This window comes from Roseibium sp. M-1, from assembly GCF_054515675.1.
This window is the reverse complement of record NZ_CM137257.1, coordinates 5,617,714-5,640,123: the sequence shown is the minus strand read 5'-3', so window position 1 is coordinate 5,640,123 and position 22,410 is coordinate 5,617,714. Positions and strand designations below refer to the sequence as shown.

The window sequence follows — 22,410 nt, the reverse complement described above, 5'->3', positions numbered from 1 at the left end:
TTTAGCCAATCTCGAGCATCTGCGTCAGGCTGCCCTGACGCTTTGCAGGAACTGCCGTACCTGGTCTTGCAGGCTGTTGGACAGCTGCCCCAATTCCGTCGCCGCACCTGTCATCTCGTCCGTGGCGGACCGGCTGGTTTCCATCACATCGCTCAACGTTTCCACGTTGCTGGCAACCTGACCGGAGCTGGAGCTTGCCATGACCGCGTTGCTGCTGATTTCCTGCGTCGCGGTCGTCTGCTCTTCGACTGCTTCGCGGATCTTGCCGGAGATCTCGCTTACCCTGCCGATCGTTGCCGCGATCGAGCGGATGGCGGTTTCGGAATGCTCCGCCACTTCCTGCACGGCCGCAACCTGGGCAGAAATGTCGTCTGTCGCCCGTGTCGTCTGTTCTGCGAGGGCCTTGACCTCGTTGGCAACCACGGCGAAGCCCCGCCCTGCCTCGCCGGCACGGGCTGCTTCGATGGTAGCGTTCAAGGCCAAAAGGTTCGTCTGGCTGGCGATCTGGCTGATCAGTTCCACGATTTCACCAATGGCGCGGCCGGTTTCGGCAAGCCGTCCGACGATCTCGTCCGTCTTGCGGGCTTCCTCGACCGCGGAACTGGCAATATCGGTTGCCTGGTCCACATCTTCACGTACACGGGCGAGCGAACCGGAGAGGCGGTCGGCGGAATTCGTCACGACATCGACCGCTCCGCTGGCCTCGGCCGTCGCCCGGTGCACTTCCTGCACGGCCTGCAAGGAGGAACTCACCGCCATGTTGAGCTGCGCCGAGTTGCCCTCGACGCTTTTAGCCGCCGACGACAGGGCGCTGACAACGCCGATGACGGACTTTTCGAAATCGTCGGCAACGTCCTGCATCAATGCCTTGCGCTCGTCGGACAGTGCTTCCTGGTGCGCAAGGTCCTTGCGCGCCTGCTCCTTGGCACGTTCCGCAAGGTTGGCGCGGAAATCGGTCACGGACCGGGCGATGGCGCCGATCTCGTCGCTGCGGTCAGCGCCGTCGATCCGGATGTCCAGATTGCCTTCCGACAGGAGGTTCAGTCCGTCCTGCAGCCGGGCAAGCGGCCGGGCGAGGCCGATGGCCAGGAAAACGGCAAAGGCCAGGAACAGAACGCCGACCGGCGAAACGACCAGGGCGATCGTGACCATCTGGTCCAGGATCAGGCTGTCGATCTTGCCGGCGACATCACCTGCGAGGAATTGCTGGGCCCCTTCCGCTGTTCCGATCCGGTCCATGAATGCCTGGCGAAACGTATAAAAAGCGAAGGCCGTACCCGCCATCATGATGGTGGCGGCCGAAAATACCATGGCCACGAAACGGCCCTTGATCGAAAGTGTCACGTGAATTCCCCGACAGCATGCCCCGTGCCTCCCAACCGGCAGAAACCGGCCGGGCCACGGATCGAGGGTATTGTTACCGTCCTGCACGTAAAAATTCAGTAACGGCGCCCTTATGCGGAACTACGTATCTCGTCAATTCTTACAGAGACACCCCGGGCACCCTTCGACGCGAAATCCCAACGCTGCGTCAGGAAACGGCTCGTGCCGCCACATAGCCTGCCGCGGCTGAAACCCCGGTCAAGAACGTCCCCCACGCGACATCGACGATCACCACCAGGACGGGCCAGTCCCGCAAGGTCGCGTAGTTGGTCATGTCATAGGTGGCATAGGTGAAGAACCCGAAGAGAGCACCCTGGAGGATCGCGGCGCCGAGGCTTTCGGCCTTCAGTGCCGGCGACACTGCGAAGAAGACAATCCCGACCACAAAGACGGCATAGAACAGTCCGGCTGCGGTCAGATTGGGCTTTTCCATCAACAGATGGCCGAGCCGGTCGAAATAGAAGCCGGAGGCCACGCGGGACAGCCAGACATAGTCAAGCCCGAGAAAGACCAGGGCGGTGGCGGCGTAGGCCGTGACGAATTTCAGCATTCTGTCCTCGCGATAAGCACCGAGTGTCTACGGCACCGGTGCGGCGATGGATCAGGCAAGAGCGTCCTCTGCCTTCAAGAACCCGCCGGACTGGCGGTGCCAGAGCTGTGCATAAAGGCCTTCCGGCTCGTCGAGAAGCTCCTCGTGGGTTCCCTCCTGCACGATCCTGCCCCGGTCCATGACGATCAGCCTGTCCATCGCCGCGATGGTGGACAGCCGGTGCGCAATTGCGATCACGGTCTTGCCCGCCATCAGGCCCTGCAAGTTCTCCTGTATCGCCGCTTCCACTTCCGAATCCAGCGCGGAGGTCGCCTCGTCCAGCACCAGGATGGGCGCGTTTTTCAGGAGCACCCTGGCAATGGCGATGCGCTGGCGCTGACCGCCGGAAAGTTTCACCCCGCGCTCGCCGACAAAGGCATCGAGGCCCTTGCGGCCGCGCTTGTCCTCCAGCCGCTGGATGAAGCCGGAGGCGTGCGCCTTGCGCACCGCATCGAGCAGCTCCGCTTCACTGGCCGATGTCCGGCCATAGAGGATGTTCTCCCGGATCGACCGATGCAGCAGAGAGGGATCCTGCGTCACCATGCCGATGGAACGGCGCAAGCTCTCCTGGCTGACGTCGCGCACATCCTGGCCATCGATGAGTATCCGCCCGGCTTCCACGTCGAAGAACCGCAACAGCAAGCTCGCCAGCGTCGTCTTGCCGGCTCCCGAAGGGCCGACAACCCCGACACGCTCCCCCGGCCGGATCGCCAGATTGAGGTGGTCGATCACGCCGCCCGCCTTGCCATAGTGAAAGCGGACATTCTCGAACCGGACCTCGCCTCTGGAGACATCAAGCGCCTGCGCATCCGGCAGGTCCGTCAGCGTCACCGGCCGGACAATGGTTTCCATGCTGTCCTGCAGCGAGCCGAAATTGCGGAAGAGGCCGTTCAACTGGTTGAACAGGCGATTGAGCAGAATGTTCAGCCGCAGGATCAGGCTGAGGGCAAAGGCCACATGCCCGGCGCTGATGTTGCCCTCCTGCCAGCCCATCAACGCCAGCGCCGCGATCGAGACGATCATGACGCCGTTGATCATCGACATGATCATGCGCACCGATGTCAAAAGCCGCGTGAAGGTATGCAGCTTGGCGATCATGGTCTCGAAGGAAGTCCGCGCACCCCGGCTTTCCTCATCCGCCGAGCCGAACAGCTTGACCGACTGAATGTTGGTATAGGTGTCGACGAGCCGGCCGGTCATGCCGGAAAAGGCATTGGCAACGTCCTTCGCCGCCACGCGCACGCGTGGAACGTAAAAGAGCGCCGTCACCACGAAGCACGCCAGCCAGAGGGCCACGACCGCCCCGAGCTTCAGATCGAGTTCGGCCACCAGGACAAGCGTCGTCAGCGCGTAGACGATGATGAACCAGACGACTTCCAGGAGGTTGACCATGAAATCGCCGGCGGACATTCCCGACTGCATGACCTTTTGCGACAGCCGGCCCGCCAGATCGTCCTGGAAATAGCTGAGGCTCTGTTTCATCACCCGTTGATGGCATTGCCAGCGCACCAGGTTGAAAAACCCGGGCACCACGGTCTGCTCCTCCAGCAGCGCCATCAGGGAGTTGGTGATCGTGCGCACGACCAGCACCACGAAAGCCATGCCCAGCAGCGTCCAGCCGTGGTCGGTGAAGAAGGTTTCACGATTCCCCGCTTCCAGAAGGTCGACAATGCGGCCGAGGAAATTGAAAATCGCCACTTCGACGAAAGCGGCCATGCCGCCGACGGCGAGCATGGCAAAAAACGGCCAGCGGACCTGACCGACGAAATAGAGCAGAAAGGCGAAGCCCCGGTTGGGCATATCGCTGCTGGGCGGTTCCCGGAAGGGTTCTATCCAGGATTCGAAAAGGCGGAAAATCGGGGACACGGGGCGTCTCCATGGGGGCTGGAGCGATTCTTGCCCCCATCCTACGCATCAGCCCCGCTGATGGCCCAGTCAAAAAGCGTAACGGCCGGTCGCGCACAGCCCGGAGTGGGAGAATTCAGTTCCTGAAGTTCCGGAAAATGATCTCATTGGCGGTGCCGTCCTGCTTCATCTCCAAAAGGACCCGGTCCAGTTCCCTTGTAAACCTGTCCGCTGCTTCGGACGACCACTTGTCCGAATAGCCGACATAAACCGCCTCGTAGGTCAGCTGCCTGACCGGCTCGACATTGTCATAGGTCTTGCCGGTCAGAAGCGGGCCGACGGCAGCCTCGTCCTGTACGAAACAATCGATCCGGCCGAATTGAATAAGCCGGAGGTTCAATTCAGTCGTCTGCTCCTCGCTGAGCAGGACCCGCCCTTCTTCGACCATGTCGAAGAAGTCCGGACCCGGCGTCTCGAAGCCCTTGTTGTTGCCAAAGACGAGGCCTGCGAAGTCCTCCGGATAGGACCAGTGCCTCCTGGCAACGCCCTTGTGGCAGTAGACATAGATGCTTTCATACATGATCGCAGTCGAATAGAGCCGCAGCCACGGCCGTTCGCGAGGTCTTTGATAAGTTCCTACCAGCGCATTGATCTGGCCGCTGCGCACCAGATGCATGGCGCGTTCCCAGGGCACCGCCGTCAGCTCGATTTCGTAGTCCGGCAGACGGCGATCGGCTTCTCGCAGGATCTCTGCATATATCCCGCTCGCCCCATCGGCCGTCGCGGTCATATAGGGGGAGTACTCGGAATCCTGCACCATGGTCACGACTTCGGGCGAACCGCCGAAAGCGGGACCGGACACGATGACAACCAGCGTGGTGGCAGCGAAAAGAAGACCCCGTGCGGATGCCATTATCGGGTGCATCGAAACTTTCCCGCGTGATCAAAGCCCCGAAGACCAGTCCTCCGGCAACTTGCAGCGTAATATGCTTTTTGCAGGGAACCTACCGCAACTGCGTTGCAATCCTTGCGCCCCTCACCCTTGGCGAGCATAGACCTGAACCTGCAACAGTGAGGGATCCATTTGCGGGCCGTCAGCCTGAGGACTCAATATAAGCGGATCTGATTGGATGGGCGCAGCCGCTTTGCGCTTTTCCATAGCAGCTGATATCCCCGAGCGCGGCTCGAACCCAAAGGATACCATGCCGGACATCGCTCTTTATCAGCCGGATATTCCGCAGAACACAGGCACGATCCTGCGCCTCGCCGCCTGCATGGGGGTGACGGTGCATTTGATCGAACCGGCCGGGTTCCCGATTTCCGACAGCGCCCTCAAACGGGCCGGAATGGATTATCTGGAACGCGCCGCGATGGTGCGTCATCTTTCCTTTGAAACCTTCGATGCCTGGCGCAGGTCGGAAGACCGTCGGCTGGTTCTCATGACGACCAAGGCCGACAAGGACTATGCCTGCTTTTCCTTCCTTGCCGGGGACATTCTGCTGATGGGACGGGAAAGCTCCGGTGTTCCGGCCGGCATTCACGACCTTGCCGACGCCAGACTTACGATCCCGATGGCAGACGGCATGCGTTCGCTGAATGTCGCCGTTTCCACCGGCATGGTGCTCGGCGAAGCCTTGCGGCAAACCGGCACATTCCCTAAAAGCCGATAGAGCGGTTCCTTGCCGCATCCGGCGGTCCCGTCAACAATCCAGGTAAAGCTTATGAACGCACCCTCACCGGAAAATCGCGGCGGTCCGATCCCGGACGGTATCGAGGACAAGAAGGCGGCAGCCCCGGCCTGGTTTCAGGAACTGCGCGACCGGATCTGCAAGTCCTTCGAGGATCTGGAGGACGAGATCGGCACGATCGCCGGACCGCTCAAAGACCAGCCTGCCGGCCGCTTCGAACGTACGCCGTGGGAGCGGACGGATTCAACCGGTGCCAAGGGTGGCGGTGGTGTCATGTCGATGATGCATGGCCGCGTCTTCGAAAAGGTCGGCGTCCATATTTCGACCGTCCATGGCGAATTCTCGCCCGAATTCCGCGCCCAGATCCCCGGCGCCAGCGAGGACCCGCGTTTCTGGGCCTCCGGCATCAGCCTGATCGCCCACCCCCGGAACCCGCATGTGCCGGCCGTACACATGAACACGCGCATGGTGGTGACGACCCGCCAGTGGTTCGGCGGCGGCGCTGACCTGACCCCGGTTCTGGACGCAAGGCGCACGCAGGACGATCCGGACACGATCGCCTTTCACGAGGCAATGCAGGCAGCCTGCGATGCCCACGACGTTGCCGACTATAACGCCTACAAGGCCTGGTGTGAGGACTATTTCTTCCTGAAGCATCGCAACGAACCGCGCGGCGTCGGCGGCATCTTCTACGACTATCTCAACAGCGGCATCTGGGACGACGACTTCGCCTTCACCAAGGATGTCGGGCTCGCGTTCCTGAAGATCTATCCGGACCTCGTCCGGCACAACTTCGAAAAGCCCTGGAGCGAAGCGGAACGCGAGGAACAGCTGATCCGGCGCGGCCGTTATGTGGAATACAATCTGCTCTACGACCGCGGCACGATCTTCGGCCTTAAGACCGGCGGCAATGTCGCCTCGATCCTGTCGTCCATGCCGCCCGTGGTGAAATGGCCCTGACTGGCAACCCCAGCTAGCTTGCAGCCTTGGCCTTGGCCTTGGCCTTGTCCTTGGCCCCTGTGCCACCGCGACTGACCTCGCCGAAGTCCCGCTCCAGCACCATGCGGGCGAACTGGGCAAGCATAGGCTGATCCAGTTTGCCGCCCATGTCGAGCATGATGCCAATCGCGGCCCTCACAGGCAGACCCTCCTTGTAGGCACGCCTTTCCGTCAACGCCGCGAAGATGTCGCAGATCGTCATCAACCGGACTTTCGGAATGATCCGGTCCGCCTTGATGCCGTCCGGATAACCAGACCCGTCGAGGTATTCGTGGTGCTGGATCGCCATCTTCTTGATGTCGATCGGCACTTCCAGCCGGGGTTTCAGAATCTCGCGGCCAAAGAGCGGGTGTTTGTCGATGATCGCGCGCTCTTCCCCGGTCAGCTTGTCGGCCTTGTCGAGAATGGTCAGCGGGATCCGCATCTTGCCGATGTCGTGCAGGAGACCGCCAGCGATCACTTCCTCACAATCCGCCTTGCTCCAGCCGAGGAAACCCGCAAACATGCCTGCCAATCCCGCGACCATCAGCGAATGGCAATAGGTACCGCTGTGATGAGATTGAACCGCCTCCATCCAGGGTGCCAATCCGTCAAGCGACAGGCTCTTCAGGATTTCCCCTGCGCTCTCGTTCATCAGGTTGACCTGGATGTTGGAGCCTTCCGTTGCCGAGAAGCCGATGCTTTCCAGAAAGGCATTGCTCTTGCGGTAGGCCTCGATCGTCCGGGGCGGAACACCGCGCGGTACGTTCGCGATTGGGTCCTGGGGAAGAAGAACCTTGATCCGGCGCGTCAGCAGAGCGAGGGGTGTCTCCCGGTCCATGATCTCTGTCTTGCCGAGAGCAGCAGCCTGGATGACCTCGCGCCGGTTCTTCTTCGACGCCAGGCAGATCACGGGGATCTCGGCGATACTGCTCCATGATGCCTTGAGAGCCGTCAGGCCCGGATCGGACGCCTCCAGCAGCTCGACAATCGCAACGCGGGCTTCCCCCACCGTCCTTGGAGAGACCTTGGCCATGTCGATGAGGCGCGCAGGAAAAAAGAAAGGCAGTTTTCTGACGGGCGAGTCGAGTGGAAGCGGTCCGTCCGAGATCAGAACAATTTCCATTCATCGCCTCATTGCAAAACCGGTGTCCGTTCGCACCAATCCTAATTCGGAAAGATTACCCAACGGCAAAGGACACACGATGAGGCGCACCGGCAGCTAAGAAACCCTTAAGATGCAGGCGGAAAGCGTTGCAGCAGCAGGTCCCGGTCCAGTGCAAAACCGCTTTCCCGCCACGCGGCTTCAAGCTGTTTCAACTTGGCGCCGAGGGCCGGGCCCGGAGCGTGGCCGCGGGCGATCAGATCCGCCCCCTTCAGGGGAAAGACGGGCAAAGCCACCTCACGCAGCCGGCCGAGCAACTGGCGGAAGACGTCTTCCGGTGCATTGCCCTGCGCGCGCAACCCCGCCCAGCGCGCCAGCAGCCCATCGACAGCGCCCTGGCGGCCAAACTCATAGGCAAGATCCTCAGGCTCCGGAAAGGCAGATCCGGCGTGGGCAGATCCGGGCAAACCGGCAGACTGGCGCAGGCGTCGCATGGCGGCCCAGGCTGTACGCATGCGCTCGCGTTCCGCATTCGACAGGCGGAAGCGGTCGCAGACCCGCTCCACGTCCTCGCGCACGAAACCGGCCAGAACGACCAGGGCAAGTTCGGGATCGTTCACCTCTTCCCCGAGCGGAGCCAGGCTGCGCAGGGCAAAGAAATCCTCGATCCGGGCGAGACCGCCGGTTGCGATTTCCCAGAGCCCGCAGTCGTTCATCATCTTCAGGGCAGTCGTCGCAAGCGGTGCCCGCAGCAGGCGCCGCATCTCGTGGCCGATCCGCTCCGCCGACAGGTGCCGCAATCCGTCGCGCTGGCGAAGGCACGCCCCGAGGCCGGCTGCATCCATCTCGCCGGCCCCATAGGCAGCATAGATGCGGAAAAAGCGCAGAATGCGCAGATAGTCTTCGCGGATGCGTTTGTCCGGATCGCCGATAAAGCGGATATGGCGGTCGAGACAGTCCTGAAGCCCGCCCAGGGGATCGTGCAGCCGGCCGCTCCGGTCGACATAGAGCGCATTGAGGGTGAAATCCCGGCGCTCGGCATCATGGGTCCAGTTGCGGCCAAACACGACACGTGCCTGGCGCCCGAAGGTCTCCACGTCTTCCCGAAGCGTCGTGACTTCATAGGGAAAGCCCCCGCTGACAACCGTCACCGTGCCGTGGTCTATCCCGGTACCGACCGGCTTAAGGCCGGCAACCAGCGCACGCTGCATCACCGTTTCGGGCAGCGCAGTGGTGGCGATATCGACATCGGGGACCGAGTGGCCGAGCAGTGTGTTGCGCACCGCGCCGCCGACGACACGGGCCTCGTCGCCGTCCTGCTCGATTGCCTCGAACACCGCCTGGATGCCCGGGGCCTGCAACCACGGAGCCTGGCGAAGGATGTAGTGAACAGCCTCGCTCATCGTGTCATTCGTATCGCCCGGGAACAAAGACCCCGTCGCGCATTTCCGACGGCCGCCAGTTTTGCCCTTCGGGGGCATGGTCGAAGGAGGCCATGCCGATGAGCCCCGAGATGACCAGCACCAGCCCGGCAACGGTCAGCCATGCGACGGGCTTCACTGTCCAATTGTCGGGCTGGTTGCTGCGCTTGGCGAGCCACAGCCAGACCGCATAACCGATGAAGGGAAGCAGAAACAAAACCAGGTGAACGAGCACAACACGAAACATCAGCGGCAGACCGTTTCATATAACGAGCGGATGATCCCCGCGGTGACACCCCAGATATAGCGGTCACCGAAGGGCATGGCATAAAAATAGCGGCGCTTGCCCTGCCATTCGCGGCTGAGCTTCTGGTGGTTGGCCGGATCCATCAGGAAGGCAAGCGGCACCTCGAACACGTCTTCGACCTCGCCCGGATTGGGCTGAAAGTCCGCCCCGCTCGCGATCGCGCCGACGACCGGGATCACTCGATAGCCTGACCCTGTCAGATAGGGCGCCAGATGACCCAGCGGCTCGACCCTGCCGGGCGCAAGGCCGATTTCCTCGTCGGCCTCGCGCAGAGCCGCGGCAACAGGCCCGGCGTCCGTCGGATCGATCTTGCCCCCCGGAAAGGCCACCTGCCCCGCATGGGACGTGAGATGGCCGGTACGCTGTGTCAGAACCACATTGGGCACACCGCCTCGGTCGAGAATGCCGATCAGTACGGCGGCGTCCCTCGGCGGGCCCTTCCATTTGGCGTAGGGACCGAGATCCGGATTGAGGATATGGTCTCCGGTATCGCGCACGGCAAAGCTTCCCGGCGCCTCGGCCAGGCAAGTGCGCAGCCGCCGGGCCCACCCGGCCCCGCCCAGAAGATCGTTGATCCGCCCCTCGCTGGCGGCAAGGCTATCGGTATGGGGTGCTGTCATGCCGCCGGTTCGTCCTGTCCTGCGCTCAAGAGATCGGGGGCCACGGCATAGAATTCGCCGCTGCTCCAGATCCCCATGAGCGTTTCAGTGGCTCCGGCGCGATCGTCCTTGCATTCTTCCATGAGGTCCGCCAGCTGATACATGAGGGCGCGGGTGAACAGGGCCTCGATGCGGCCTCTGACGAGAACATAGGGTTTCAGGCCGCCGGTGTCCGGTTCTTTTTCGAAGCGCAGCGGGTGATCGGGCCCAACCGTCACCAGATCGCCGAGATTTGAACGGATCGTGAGCACCTGGTCCGCCCCCCTCCTTTCGACGGCCATTTCGACCGCCAGAAGAGGCGCGTCCTCGACCGTGATGCCGACCTTCTCCACCGGGGTGACAAGGTAATGCCGGCCGTCTTCGTCCTTTCTCAAGACCGAGGCAAACAGCTTGACCAGCGGCATCCGGCCAATGGGTGAACCGAGATAGAACCACGTTCCGTCGCGGGCGATCCGGATGTCCAGATCGCCGCAAAAGGGCGGGTTCCACTTCTCCACCGGCGGTGGCGACTTGGACCGCCCGTCCGCCCGGCTCATCAGGGCCTTCAGCCCTTCCGGCATCGGATCTGCCGGTTTTGCGGTTCCTTCCGCCATGGACACTTCCCCTTGTCGCCTCGTCAAGGCACCGGGATTTTTAACTATTTCCCGTTTGCCCGGAAACCTGCCGCGGCGCCCCCTGCAACAGGCGCCCCGACCTTTTCCCCAGAGCATGGAAAGAATCTTGGACCTTTCCACTGTATGGCGCACAATTGCGCCTTATCTACTGATTTATATGGTGTCAGACTGCTTGAGTCGCAGCAACCGGACCGAAAGGGGAAGTTCGCCCCGAAGAGAGCCCGATGGCTGAAATCGAGAACACGGGAAAGGTGATACATGAGCGTTGTTTCTCCCTCGAGCCCCAGCGAAGAAGATCTCGCAGCCGTTGCCGAACAGGCGGAACGCGCCGTCAACCGGATCAGCGACGCAAAGGCCGACATCGCCCGGATCATCTTCGGTCAGGAGACCGTGGTCGAGCAGTCGCTCGTCACCATCCTTGCCGGCGGTCACGGACTGCTGGTCGGCGTGCCCGGCCTTGCCAAGACCAAACTGGTGGAAACGCTCGGCACCGTGCTCGGTCTCGACGCCCGCCGCATCCAGTTCACGCCGGACCTGATGCCCTCCGACATTCTCGGAGCGGAAGTCATGGAACAGAGCGCCGATGGCGGCCGCTCCTTCCGCTTCATTCCGGGGCCGGTGTTCTCGCAGCTTTTGATGGCCGACGAAATCAACCGCGCCAGCCCGCGTACCCAGTCGGCGCTGCTTCAGGCCATGCAGGAATATCACGTGACCGTCGCCGGTCACCCCCATGACCTGCCGCGTCCGTTCCACGTGCTCGCCACCCAGAACCCGCTGGAACAGGAAGGCACCTATCCGCTGCCCGAAGCCCAGCTCGACCGCTTCCTGATGCAGATCGACGTGCATTATCCGGATCTGGAGGCAGAGCGCCGCATTCTTCTGGAAACCACCGGTGCCGACATGGCGAAGGCCCAGGTCGCCATGTCAGCCGACGAACTGATGACCTACCAGCAGTTGGTCCGCCGGATGCCGGTTGGCGAATCCGTCGTTGAGGCCATCCTGAAGCTGGTGCGCTCCGCCCGGCCGGACGAAGGCTCTGCCAACTCGGATGTCACGAAGCTGATCGCCTGGGGGCCGGGACCACGCGCCAGCCAGGCCCTGATGCTTACTGTCCGCGCCCGCGCGCTGGTTGACGGCCGTCTCGCCCCTTCGGTCGACGACGTGCTGGCCCTCGCCGAGCCGGTGCTGCAGCACCGCATGGCGCTGACCTTCGCCGCGCGCGCAGACGGACATACCGTGCGTGACGTCATCCGCCGGGTCAAAGCGCTCATCGCCTGAACCCATCTCAGCAACATCGGGAGCCCGACGGCATGGACCCACGCAGCACACAGGCAGGCATCGATCAGGACACCTGGCCGAACGTGATCGGCGAGGCCCGTTCCGTTGCCGAGGCCCTGCCAGACCTGCTGGTGGAAGCAAGCCATGTCGCAAGCTCCATCATTGCCGGCTGGCACGGACGGCGCCGCGCCGGACCGGGCGAAAGCTTCTGGCAGTTCCGTCCCTTCAACATGGGCGAACCCGCCAAACGCATCGACTGGCGCCGCTCGGCCCGTGACGACCATCTCTATGTCCGCGAGCGCGAATGGGAAGCAGCGCATACCGTGTGGCTCTGGGCGGATCTGTCTCCTTCCATGGTGTTCCAGTCGCGCCTGTCTCCGGTTTCCAAGCGCGACCGGTCGATCATCCTGCTTCTGGCGCTGGCGGACATGCTGGCCGAAACGGGTGAGCGCATCGGCCTGCCAGGCCTCACACGCCCCTTCGCCGACCGGCGTGCCGCCGAACGGCTCGCCGATGCCCTGGCCCATCTGTCGAAACCCATCGCCTTTCCGGACACCATGTCCGTCAAGCGCTTTGCCGATGTGGTGCTCATCTCCGACTTTCTCGATCCGCTCCCCGATATTGCCGCCTGGATCGCCCGTGTCGCCGGAACCGGTGCGCGCGGCCATCTGGTGCAAGTGCTCGATCCGATCGAGGAGACCTTTCCCTTTGACGGACGGGTGGAATTCACCGACCCCGAGCTCGGCTTCCGCCTGACCGCGGGCCGGGCCGAGAACTGGCGCGAAGACTACAAGAACCGCCTCGAGGCCCACCGGGCGGAGATCCGCGACCTGGCTCGCAAGGCCGGCTGGACCTATGTCGTTCACCACACCGACAGACCGGCCTCGGAGCCGCTTCTGGTGCTGCACAGCGCCCTTTCCGGCGCGCTGGACGTGATGCAGAGAGGAGGCGTCTGACCGATGTTCGCCGGCCTTCCCCTGACGTTCACCGCTCCCTGGATCCTCGCCGCCCTGGCGCTGTTGCCGGTGATCTGGTGGCTGCTGCGCCTCACCCCGCCGCGGCCGCGCGAGATCCGCTTTCCACCGACCCGGCTGCTGCTCGACATCGACCAGCACGAGGAAACGCCGCAGCGCAGTCCCTGGTGGCTGACCCTGCTTCGTCTTCTGCTTGCAGCCATCCTCATCTTTGCGCTGGCCGGTCCTATCTGGCGTTCCAGCGAGCCGCTGCAAACGGGTCAGGGCGTGCTTTGGCTCTTGGTCGACAACGGCTGGACATCGGCCAGGGGCTGGGACGATGAGCTCCGCACAGCCGAACAGATCCTGACGACAGCCGAGCAGGATGGCCAGCCGATCCTTTTCGCCGCCACTGCCGAAGGATCCGGACAGGCCTTCGCGCCGGAAACAGCCGCGACCGCGCTCGAAAAGCTCCGCGCGCTGGAGCCGCGTCCCTATCCGCCGCAACGGGCGGAACTCAGCCTCGGCTTGCGCAAGGCAGCGCAGAAAAACCCGCCGAGCGCGGTGATCTGGCTTTCCGACGGCACCCGCACCAACGACAGTTTCCTGACCGATCTCGCCAGCATCGTCGGCGAAGTCCCCGTCACAGTGCTGACAGGTCTTGAGACCCCGATGGGACTGAAAGATCTCAACAACGACGCAGAAGCCCTGTCGCTGAAGGTGGTCCGCCATCCGGACCAGAAGCTCAGCGCCGCCACCGTTCAGGCCCTTGACCTGAAGGGACTGGTTCTCGGCGAAGTCCAGGCCAGTTTCGACCGGACGGGGACCGAGGCAGAAGCCCGGTTCGAACTGCCGAGCGAATTGCGCAACGACATTGCCCGGGTCGAAATTACCGGGGAAGCCGCCGCCGGTGCGGTGCAACTGGTCGACGACAGCTGGCGCCGCCGCACGGTCGGTGTGATCTCCGGCCAGTCCGGCGATCTCGATCAGCCGCTGCTGTCGCCCGTCTATTACCTGGAGCGGGCACTGGCCCCCTTCTCCGACATCCGTCTGCCCCGCGATGCGGACATTGCCGAGGCGGTGCCGTCGCTGATCGACCAGGGCATTTCGGTGCTGGTTCTGGCCGATGTCGGCCGTCTTCCCGATACGACGACCGAGACCTTGCGCGAGTGGGTCCAGAACGGCGGCATGCTGGTGCGTTTCGCCGGCCCGCGCACCGCCGGCGGCAGCGACGATCTCATCCCTGTCCGTCTTCGGGCCGGCGACCGCTCGCTTGGTGGCTCGCTCAGCTGGAAACAGCCGCAGCACCTGGCCGAGTTTCCCGAAAACTCACCCTTCTCCGGCCTCAAGGTTCCCGAAGAGGTCACTGTGACCCGGCAGGTCCTGGCCGAACCGACCTCCGACCTGCCCGACCGCACCTGGGCGATGCTGGAAGACGGCACGCCGCTGGTGACCGCGAGCTCAATGGGAGCAGGCACAGTGGTGCTGTTCCACGTCACCGCCGACAGTGCCTGGTCCAACCTGCCGCTCTCCGGCGTGTTCCTGAACATGCTGCGCCGCATCCTGGCGGTGTCGAATGTCGCAGCGGCCTCCGAAACCGCCGAGGACGGTACGCCGGCCAAGAGCGTGTTGCCGCCGCTGCGCCTGCTGGATGGCTATGGCCGCTTCGGGCCTCCACCGGTCGAAGTCACGCCCGTCAGTGCCGCCGACTTCCGCGAGGCATCCGCCAGCCGCCGGACGCCGCCCGGGCTTTACGGGACCGAGGACGGCTTCCGCGCCCTCAACCTCATGCAGAAAGATGATGTACTGGAACCGCTGGACCTCTCCGCGCTCGGCGAAACCGCAACCGAAGCGCCCTACCCGGCCTCCGATCCGTTCGATCTGCGTTCGCTGTTCTTCACGCTGGCTTTCCTGCTGATGGTTGTCGATGCAATCGCCGTGTTCCTCCTGGCGGGCGGCCTCAGCCGCATCGGTCTTCGCAGCCGCGCCATCGGCGCTGCCCTGGCGCTGGCGCTCTGCTCCGGCCTGCTGGCGGCAGGCGGCAGCGACCGCGCCCTGGCGCAGTCCGCCTCGGACGACCTCCTGGCACTGGAATCCACACTGGACACGCGGCTGGCCTACGTCCTGACCGGCAATCCGGAAATCGACGATGCCAGCGCTGCAGGCCTCAGCGGCCTGACCCAGTTCCTCGCCGAACGCACGGCGCTGGAGCCGGGCGCGCCTGTCGCCATCGACATCGGCCGGGACGAACTTGCCTTCTATTCCCTGCTCTACTGGCCGATCGATGCGGCCATGGACAAGCCGACCGACCAGACCATCGCCCGTATCGACACCTTCATGCGCAACGGCGGCACGATCCTGTTCGACACGCGCGACCATATCAATGCCTCGGCCAACAGTTTCGCTTCGACACCGGCGACGATCAAGCTGCGCGAAATCCTGGAGGACCTGGATGTGCCGCCGCTGGAACCGGTGCCGCCGGACCATGTCCTGACCAAGGCCTTCTATCTTCTGGACGGTTTTCCCGGCCGCTATGCCACCAGTCCGCTCTGGGTTGAAAGCCTTGAGGAGGTCACCGCGCGCGGCGACCGCCCGGTGCGTGCCGGTGACGGCGTCTCGCCGATCCTAATCACCGGCAACGACTTTGCCGCCGCCTGGGCGATCACCGAGGCGGGCGAGTTCATGTACCCGACCGTACCCAACAACCCGGTACAGCGCGACTATGCCTTCCGCTCCGGGGTCAACATCGTCATGTACAGCCTGACCGGCAACTACAAGGCCGACCAGGTTCACATTCCCGCCCTCCTCGAGCGGCTCGGACAATAGGAGTCCCGATGGTCTGGTCACTTGCCTTCGATCCTCTGGTTCCGTTGTGGGCGCTCATTTCCGGCATCGTCATTGCCGTTCTGCTCACCGGTCTTTCCGGCTTCCTCAGCCTGCGTGGCTGGGTGCTGCGGTCCCTGACGATGGCTCTGCTTCTGCTGGCGCTTGCCAACCCGGCGATCGAGCGCGAGGACCGGGAACCGCTTTCCAGCGTCGTCGCCCTGGTCGTCGACAAGAGCCAGAGCCAGCGCCTTGCCGACCGCCAGACGACGACCGAGGAAACGGCGGAAGAAATCAAGCGCCGCATTGGTGCCCTTGAAGGCTTCGACCTGCGAGTGCTCGATGCCCGCAATTCCGGCTCGGGCGATGGCACGGAACTTTTCCAGACGCTTGCCAACGGTCTGGCGGACGTGCCGCCGGAACGGGTCGGCGGGGCAATCATCGTCACCGACGGTCAGATCCACGACATTCCGGACAGTGCCGGCGCGCTCGGCTTCGACGCCCCCGTGCATGGCCTCATCACCGGCGCGGTCAATGAGCGCGACCGCCGCATCGTCCTCAACACGGCACCGCGTTTCGGCCTGGTCGGATCGGAGCAAACCATCAGCCTCACCGTCGTCGACCAGGGCCTGGGCACCGGCCTGGGCGATGGCGTACGCCTGACGATCAAGCGCGACGGCGACGTCATCACCGAGCGCAGCGCCCGCACCGGCGAGAAGATCGACATCCCGGTCGAGATCGCCCATGGCGGCGACAACATCTTCGAGTTCGACGCCGAGTCACTCGATAACGAGCTGACCCTGCTCAACAACCGTGTCGTCGTCACCGTCGACGGCATCCGCGAGAACCTGCGCGTGCTCCTGGTCTCCGGCTCGCCCCATGCAGGCGAACGCACCTGGCGCAATCTTCTGAAATCCGATGCCTCCGTCGACCTCGTGCACTTCACCATCCTGCGCCCGCCGGAAAAGCAGGACGGCACGCCGATCAACCAGCTGTCCCTGATCGCCTTTCCGACCCGTGAGCTCTTCTCGGTAAAGATCGACGAGTTCGACCTGATCATCTTCGACCGATATGTCCGCCGCGGTGTGCTGCCGATGCTCTATTTCGACAACATTGCGCGCTATGTCCGCGAAGGCGGCGCGGTCCTGATCGCCGGCGGACCGGACTATGCCGAGGGCGGCAGCCTCTACCGCACGCCGCTGGCGCCGATCCTGCCGGCACGTCCCACCGGCACCGTGCTGGAACAGCCCTATCACGCGGTCCTGGCCGATCTTGGCGAACGTCATCCGGTCACCCGCGGCCTGCCCGGATCCGAACAGGTGCCCCCTGCCTGGAGCCGCTGGTTCCGGGCCGTCGATACCGAACTCGATGCCGGCCAGACGCTGATGTCCGGCCCGAGCGATACTCCGCTCCTGGTGCTGAACCGCGAGGACGAGGGCCGCGTGGCAATGCTGCTGTCGGATCATGTCTGGCTGTGGGCGCGCGGCTTTGAAGGCGGCGGCCCGCATGTGCCGCTGCTGCGCAGGCTGGCTCATTGGCTGATGCAGGAACCGGATCTGGAAGAAGAAGCGCTGAATGTCGAGCTGCGCGGTCCGGAGCTGGTGATCGAGCGCCAGACCCTCGGCGAAAGCGTCGGCGAGGTGACAGTCACCTCCCCGACCGGCGACCAGTCGCAGATCACCATGAGCGAACAGGAGCCGGGCCTCTGGCGCGGCAACATGCCGGCAACCGAAACCGGGCTCTTCTCCGTCAGCGAAGGGGACATGAGCGCACTCATACATGTTGGCCCGCAGAACCCGCGCGAATATACCGACGTCCTGTCGACACCAGAGCGGCTGACACCGCTCAGCGAGGCAACCGGCGGCACTGCCGAACGCCTGCGTGACGTCGGCGGCGACATCAGTGTGCCCCGGATCGTCTCCATGCGCCCCTCGGCCAGCTATGCCGGCAACGGCTGGATCGGCCTCAAGGCGACAGAGGCCAGTGTATTGAACGGCATCGACCGCTATCCGCTGATGATCGGCCTCCTCGGCCTCGCCCTGCTGCTGGGCGCCCTGTCGCTGACCTGGTATCGCGAAGGTAGGTAAGCAAGACGTTTGCAGCCGATCCTTCGAGACGGCCTGACGGCCTCCTCAGGATGAGGATGAATGTATTGCAGACGCCCTTTCAGCTACTCTCAACCTCATCCTGAGGAGCGCGCTTGCGCGCGTCTCGAAGGATAGGCCGCTTGCTCAGAAAAGCTTTACCCCGGCCTCAGATGACCGAAACCGGCGCCCCGCCGTGCACCATGCCGCTAGGCAACGTGATCCGACCAGCGGGACCTGTTGGAAGCCGGCGCTAAAGAGGGAGTTTGCGGCCTGTCCTTCGAGACGGCCCGACGGCCTCCTCAGGATGAGGATGAATGTGTTGCAGACGCCCTTTCAGCTACTCTCAACCTCATCCTGAGGAGCCTGGTAAAGCCAGGCGTCTCGAAGGATAGGCCGATTGCTCAGAAAAGCTTTGCCCCGGCCTCAGATGACCGAAACCGGCGCCCCGCCGTGCACCATGCCGCTAGGCAACGTGATCCGACCAGCGGGACCTGCTGGAAGCCGGCGCTAAAGAGGGAGTTTGCGGCCTGTCCTTCGAGACGGCCTGACGGCCTCCTCAGGATGAGGATGAATGTGTTGCAGACGCCCTTTCAGCCACTCTCAACCTCATCCTGAGGAGCGCGCTTGCGCGCGTCTCGAAGGATAGGCCGCTTGCTCCGCAAAGCTTCCCCCCAGCCTCAGTGAGCCGGGACAGACGCCCCGCCATGCACCATGCCGCTCGGCAGGTCGCCGTCGTTCAGAAGCGCGATCAGCAGCCGGGCCGGATCGACCGGTCCGGGCAGGGTGATCCGCCCGAGCGGAACCTGCTGGAAGCCGAAGGGGCTGTAGTAGGGCGCGTCCCCCACCAAAAGCACGATCCTGTCGCCCGCGGTTGCGGCCGCCTCCATCGCCGTGCGCATCAGCGCCTTGCCGAGCCCCCGGTTCTTGAAATCAGGCGACACGGTCAGCGGGCCGAGCAGAAGCGCATCCCTTCCGCCGATGGTGATGGGTGTCAGCCGGATGGACCCGGCAACGTCCTTGCCCGCGAGCCCGACAAAGGAAACGTCCGGCCGGTGGGCGACATTCTCGCGGATGCGGAAAGCTGTCCGTGCAAAGCGTCCCGGGCCGAAGGCCTCCGCCTGCAGCGCTACGATGGCATCGTTGTCTGTGGTGTCTTCGGGCCGGATGACCCAGGTGGTCTGTTTCATGTGGCTGGTTCCAGCAAGCAGTCTTTGTGACAAAGCGCGCCTGCCAGAAGCCCGGAAGAGACAAAGTGGGAAATCCGGGATCAGGTCAGCCGCGACGGTGCGGACGAGAAAGTTCTCGTCGGCTGGTTCGTCGTCGGAGCGTCAGACCTGCGGTCATTCTTGCCGTTCACCCTAAGCCGGATGCTGCTGCAGCCCGGCATTTCATCAAAGAGGAGAAGCGGTTACCACGCAATGCCCGGTCCGGTCCAGCGTTTTTTTGCACAATGTCCTCAATGCAACGGGACAATCGCCTTCATTGTTCACCGAGGCGGAACAGAGCATTCAATTGATTGATTTTGCTTCGTCGCGCACAACCTTTCCAGAGACAGAACACAGGAGCATATCATGGGATTGCTGGTAGACGGCGTCTGGAAAGACCAATGGTACGACACGAAATCCACCGGCGGCCGGTTCGTGCGCAAGGACGCAGCCTTTCGCAACTGGATCACCGCGGACGGCTCAGCCGGCCCGAGCGGCGAAGCAGGCTTCAAGGCCGAGGCCGGGCGTTACCACCTCATCGTCTCCTACGCCTGCCCCTGGGCCCATCGCACGCTGATCTTCCGCAAGCTGAAAGGCCTGGAAGATCTCATCACGGTTTCGGCCGTCCAGCCGCTGATGCTGGAAAACGGCTGGGAATTTGCCGAGATCGAACCGGTGACAGGCGCCAAATACGCCTGGCATGTCTATACCAAGGCGGACCCGCATTATACGGGCCGCGCCACAGTGCCGATCCTCTGGGACAAGCAGCAGCAGACCATCGTCAGCAATGAATCTTCCGAAATCATCCGTATGTTCAATTCCGCCTTCGACGGCCTGACCGGCTCACGCCTCGACTTCCACCCGAAGGATTTGCATGCGCAGATCGACGAGATCAACGAGCGCGTCTATCACACGGTCAACAACGGCGTTTACAAGTCCGGCTTCGCCACCGCCCAGGACGCCTATGAGGAAGCGGTCACCGCGCTTTTCGAAACCCTGGACAGTCTCGAGGAACTTCTCGGCCGCCAGCGGTATCTGGCGGGAGACCGGCTGACCGAGGCCGACTGGCGCCTCTTCACCACGCTGGTGCGCTTCGACGCAGTCTATGTCGGCCATTTCAAATGCAACATCCGCCGCATCGAGGACTACCCGAACCTCTCCAACTATCTGCGGGAGCTTTATCAGGTGCCGGGTGTCGCCGGTACCGTCGATATGGCGACCATCAAGCAGCATTATTACGGTTCGCATGAAAGCGTGAACCCGACCCGGATCATTCCCGCCGGCCCGGCGCTGGACTTTGCCCGGCCACACAACCGCGACCGGTTCAAGGCAGCCGCCTGATACTCAGACGCTGAAAGTCAGAGACAGCCAGCGGCGGCAGCCTTACCACCTGCCGCCGCCGGCAAAGGTTCCGGCCCTGAATTCCGCAAGCCGCCGCGCTGTCGCAGAGCTGAGCTCATCGGGAAGGCTGTCCAGGCCAAAAAACGCCGCCTCGACGATCTCCGCGTTTGCACCGAGGTAATTTTCCCCCGCGCGCCAGGCCGTCAGATGGTAGAGCCCGACATGGTCGCGGCCCGTCGCCTCCTCGTTCAGGAAGATACCGAGCAGCCGCGGCAGCTCCTGGTGCTGGATCCCCGCTTCCTCCAGGACTTCCCGGCAGGCAGCCTCCGCCATCGTCTCGGCCTTGTCGACCCCGCCGCCCGGCAGATACCAGCCGGGCAGATAGCTGTGCCGGACCAGCAGCACGCGCCCGTCGCCATCCTCAACGATCACCCTGACGCCGAGTGTGAAAGGGTTGCGCACGAGGCCGATCCCCTGGATCAGGCGCTTGGTCACGGGCTTCGGCAAAAGGGCGAGAATCTTCAGCATGGCCTGAAAGGTAGCCATTCCGAACATGAAGTAAAACTTAATTAACCCATGCATTCCGCGCAGGGCAGCCCTCTTGGAATAACGCTCCTCCTTTAGGCCGGGACTGCATATATATCGTGCAACTTGATGAATTCGAGGGCAGCCCTTCCGACCGCCCGAACCTGAAGGAAAAGAAAATGTTGAACGCTCTCTTCGGCAAACGCCGCCGCAACCGTAGCCACTTCCAGTGGAAGCCGGCCGTTGACCTGACCAACCCGCGCGTCGTCGCAGCCCTGACGACCTTCCCGACCAACTGAGGCCGGCGAAGGGATCGGGCCAGGGGATCGGGCCAGAGGATCGGGTAGAAGCCAGTCTCCGATCCGGGTCCGCTTCGCAAGGTGCTGGCGCGATGCTGTGCGTTTCGACGCGCTCCGCTGACAACACCCACCGATAGCCCGCTTGCGCTGCCATGCGGCGAAAAGGCGACCGGCGCAGAAGCCGGACCCGGCCAGGATCCAAGCCCGTTTAAACAGGCGCCGCGTCATTTCCCCTTGACGCGGCGCCTTTCGTTTTGAAGATGCGCGCCATGTTCAAACTCGCGCATATCTCCGATCCGCATCTGGGGCCCCTGCCGGATCCCAAGCTCCTCCAGCTCTTTTCCAAGCGCATCCTCGGCTACCTGAACTGGCGCCGCAACCGCTCCAAGATCATGGGTGGCAGCTATCTGGAGCAGCTGGTAGAGGACATGCAGGCCCAGGCACCGGACCATATCGCGGTCACCGGCGATCTCGTAAATATTGCCCTGCCTCTGGAAATCACCGGCGCCCGTACGTGGCTGGAAGAGATCGGCGATCCGGAGAATGTTTCCGTCGTCCCCGGCAATCACGATGCCTATGTCCCAGGTGCGGTGCGCCGCGCCCGTGCCGCCTGGTGGCCCTATATGTGCGGCGATGGTGCAACAGCCACGCTTCCGGCCGTAAAGACCGGTTCCGAAGCAACCTTTCCCTATGTGCGCAAGCGCGACGGGGTCGCCCTCGTCGGTGTCACCACGGGCCGGGCCAGCGCGCCCTGGTTCGCAACGGGTCACGTCGGCAGCCGGCAGAGCAAGCGCCTGAGGAGCATTCTGGAGGATCTCGGCCGGGAAGGATTGTTCCGGGTTGTCATGCTGCATCACCCGCCCTTCAAGAAAGCGACCGGCTGGCACAAGCGCTTGTCGGATGCATCACGCGTGCGTGCCGTCGTCAAGCGCGCCGGCGCGGAGCTTATCCTGCACGGCCACACCCACGTCGACAGTTTCGAGGCAATCGAAGGGCCGCACGGCCCTGTCCCGGTTGTCGGTGTCCCCTCGGCCACCAGCGCCCCCGGCGGCAAGAAGCCGGCTGCCCGCTACAATCTGTTCCGGATCGAGAAGACCAATGCGGGCTGGACCTGCCGCATGGAAGAACACGGCTTTGCCGCACCGAACAAACCGGTGACGCTGCTGGTGGAACGAGAGGTGGAAATACCGGGGAGCCGATGAAACCGTATCTGGTCTTTCAGCCGTTTCCGCTGACAGACGGGTTCATTTCGCGGCTTCAAAGGGGAAACTCAGTGTCACCGCGGACGCGTGAAACGGGAACCGGGGCCA

At 63.4% G+C, this 22,410-nt stretch carries 19 protein-coding genes; 8 read left to right on the top strand and 11 right to left on the bottom strand.

From position 1 onward, the window contains the following. Positions 1 to 24 precede the first annotated feature (24 nt). From ACX3M4_RS25420 to ACX3M4_RS25405, 4 genes are all read right to left on the bottom strand, one after another. The gene (locus tag ACX3M4_RS25420; protein ID WP_459355766.1) at positions 25 to 1,344 is read right to left on the bottom strand and encodes a methyl-accepting chemotaxis protein; all 1,320 of its coding nucleotides are present in this window, start codon (positions 1,342 to 1,344) and stop codon (positions 25 to 27) included. Between the two features lie 187 nt (positions 1,345 to 1,531). After that, on the bottom strand, positions 1,532 to 1,933 hold the full coding sequence (locus tag ACX3M4_RS25415) for a DUF2177 family protein (protein WP_459355765.1): 402 nt from the start codon (positions 1,931 to 1,933) through the stop codon (positions 1,532 to 1,534). 51 nt (positions 1,934 to 1,984) lie between these two features. Continuing rightward, positions 1,985 to 3,838, bottom strand: coding sequence for an ABC transporter ATP-binding protein (locus ACX3M4_RS25410; RefSeq protein ID WP_459355764.1), 1,854 nt, complete (start codon positions 3,836 to 3,838; stop codon positions 1,985 to 1,987). A 115-nt stretch (positions 3,839 to 3,953) separates the two neighbouring features. Further along, on the bottom strand, positions 3,954 to 4,742 hold the full coding sequence (locus ACX3M4_RS25405) for a substrate-binding periplasmic protein (RefSeq protein WP_459355763.1): 789 nt from the start codon (positions 4,740 to 4,742) through the stop codon (positions 3,954 to 3,956). Between the two features lie 277 nt (positions 4,743 to 5,019). Here ACX3M4_RS25405 and ACX3M4_RS25400 point away from each other — a divergent pair, with 277 nt between their 5' ends. Further along, entirely contained in the window at positions 5,020 to 5,487 is a 468-nt protein-coding gene (locus ACX3M4_RS25400) for a tRNA (cytidine(34)-2'-O)-methyltransferase (RefSeq protein WP_459355762.1), read from the top strand. Positions 5,488 to 5,538: 51 nt separating this feature from the next. Then, positions 5,539 to 6,465, top strand: coding sequence for an oxygen-dependent coproporphyrinogen oxidase (hemF, locus tag ACX3M4_RS25395; protein WP_459355761.1), 927 nt, complete (start codon positions 5,539 to 5,541; stop codon positions 6,463 to 6,465). Positions 6,466 to 6,478: 13 nt separating this feature from the next. Here hemF and ACX3M4_RS25390 read toward each other — a convergent pair whose 3' ends face one another. The 5 genes from ACX3M4_RS25390 to ACX3M4_RS25370 all read right to left on the bottom strand — a co-directional run bounded on the left by ACX3M4_RS25390 (position 6,479) and on the right by ACX3M4_RS25370 (position 10,568). Further along, a complete protein-coding gene (locus ACX3M4_RS25390) occupies positions 6,479 to 7,609 on the bottom strand; it encodes an HD-GYP domain-containing protein (protein ID WP_459355760.1) in 1,131 nt (376 codons plus the stop codon). Positions 7,610 to 7,716: 107 nt separating this feature from the next. Continuing rightward, a complete protein-coding gene (locus ACX3M4_RS25385; RefSeq protein ID WP_459355759.1) occupies positions 7,717 to 8,991 on the bottom strand; it encodes a CCA tRNA nucleotidyltransferase in 1,275 nt (424 codons plus the stop codon). A gap of 4 nt (positions 8,992 to 8,995) precedes the next feature. Further along, positions 8,996 to 9,256 carry a DUF6111 family protein gene (locus ACX3M4_RS25380; protein WP_459355758.1) on the bottom strand — a complete coding sequence of 87 codons (261 nt, stop codon included), beginning with the start codon at positions 9,254 to 9,256 and terminating at the stop codon, positions 8,996 to 8,998. Next, positions 9,256 to 9,936: a CoA pyrophosphatase gene (locus ACX3M4_RS25375; RefSeq protein WP_459355757.1), complete on the bottom strand. Its 681-nt coding sequence runs from the start codon at positions 9,934 to 9,936 to the stop codon at positions 9,256 to 9,258. Before ACX3M4_RS25375 ends, ACX3M4_RS25380 begins: the two co-directional genes overlap by 1 nt. Beyond that, positions 9,933 to 10,568 (bottom strand): DUF1285 domain-containing protein, encoded by a 636-nt coding sequence (locus ACX3M4_RS25370; protein ID WP_459355756.1) that lies wholly within the window; start codon positions 10,566 to 10,568, stop codon positions 9,933 to 9,935. The genes ACX3M4_RS25375 and ACX3M4_RS25370 overlap by 4 nt, the downstream gene beginning before the upstream one ends. Before the next feature lie 279 nt (positions 10,569 to 10,847). Here ACX3M4_RS25370 and ACX3M4_RS25365 point away from each other — a divergent pair, with 279 nt between their 5' ends. The 4 genes from ACX3M4_RS25365 to ACX3M4_RS25350 are packed head-to-tail and all read left to right on the top strand — an operon-like array spanning position 10,848 to position 17,730. Continuing rightward, entirely contained in the window at positions 10,848 to 11,867 is a 1,020-nt protein-coding gene (locus ACX3M4_RS25365; RefSeq protein ID WP_459355755.1) for an AAA family ATPase, read from the top strand. Positions 11,868 to 11,899: 32 nt separating this feature from the next. Continuing rightward, a complete protein-coding gene (locus tag ACX3M4_RS25360) occupies positions 11,900 to 12,823 on the top strand; it encodes a DUF58 domain-containing protein (RefSeq protein ID WP_459355754.1) in 924 nt (307 codons plus the stop codon). A 3-nt stretch (positions 12,824 to 12,826) separates the two neighbouring features. Further along, the gene (locus ACX3M4_RS25355; RefSeq protein ID WP_459355753.1) at positions 12,827 to 15,646 is read left to right on the top strand and encodes a DUF4159 domain-containing protein; all 2,820 of its coding nucleotides are present in this window, start codon (positions 12,827 to 12,829) and stop codon (positions 15,644 to 15,646) included. An 8-nt stretch (positions 15,647 to 15,654) separates the two neighbouring features. Next, entirely contained in the window at positions 15,655 to 17,730 is a 2,076-nt protein-coding gene (locus ACX3M4_RS25350) for a hypothetical protein (protein WP_459355752.1), read from the top strand. A gap of 677 nt (positions 17,731 to 18,407) precedes the next feature. Here the strand turns inward: ACX3M4_RS25350 and ACX3M4_RS25345 are convergent. After that, positions 18,408 to 18,917, bottom strand: coding sequence for a GNAT family N-acetyltransferase (locus ACX3M4_RS25345; RefSeq protein WP_459355751.1), 510 nt, complete (start codon positions 18,915 to 18,917; stop codon positions 18,408 to 18,410). Between the two features lie 384 nt (positions 18,918 to 19,301). Between ACX3M4_RS25345 and ACX3M4_RS25340 the strand changes: the two genes are divergently transcribed. Continuing rightward, complete coding sequence (locus ACX3M4_RS25340; protein WP_459355750.1) at positions 19,302 to 20,276, top strand: glutathione S-transferase family protein; 975 nt, start codon at positions 19,302 to 19,304, stop codon at positions 20,274 to 20,276. Between the two features lie 42 nt (positions 20,277 to 20,318). Here ACX3M4_RS25340 and ACX3M4_RS25335 read toward each other — a convergent pair whose 3' ends face one another. Further along, entirely contained in the window at positions 20,319 to 20,804 is a 486-nt protein-coding gene (locus ACX3M4_RS25335; protein WP_459355749.1) for an NUDIX domain-containing protein, read from the bottom strand. A gap of 565 nt (positions 20,805 to 21,369) precedes the next feature. Between ACX3M4_RS25335 and ACX3M4_RS25330 the strand changes: the two genes are divergently transcribed. Beyond that, positions 21,370 to 22,302, top strand: a complete 933-nt coding sequence (locus ACX3M4_RS25330; protein WP_459355748.1) for a metallophosphoesterase family protein — start codon at positions 21,370 to 21,372, stop codon at positions 22,300 to 22,302. The last annotated feature ends 108 nt before the right edge of the window (positions 22,303 to 22,410 follow it).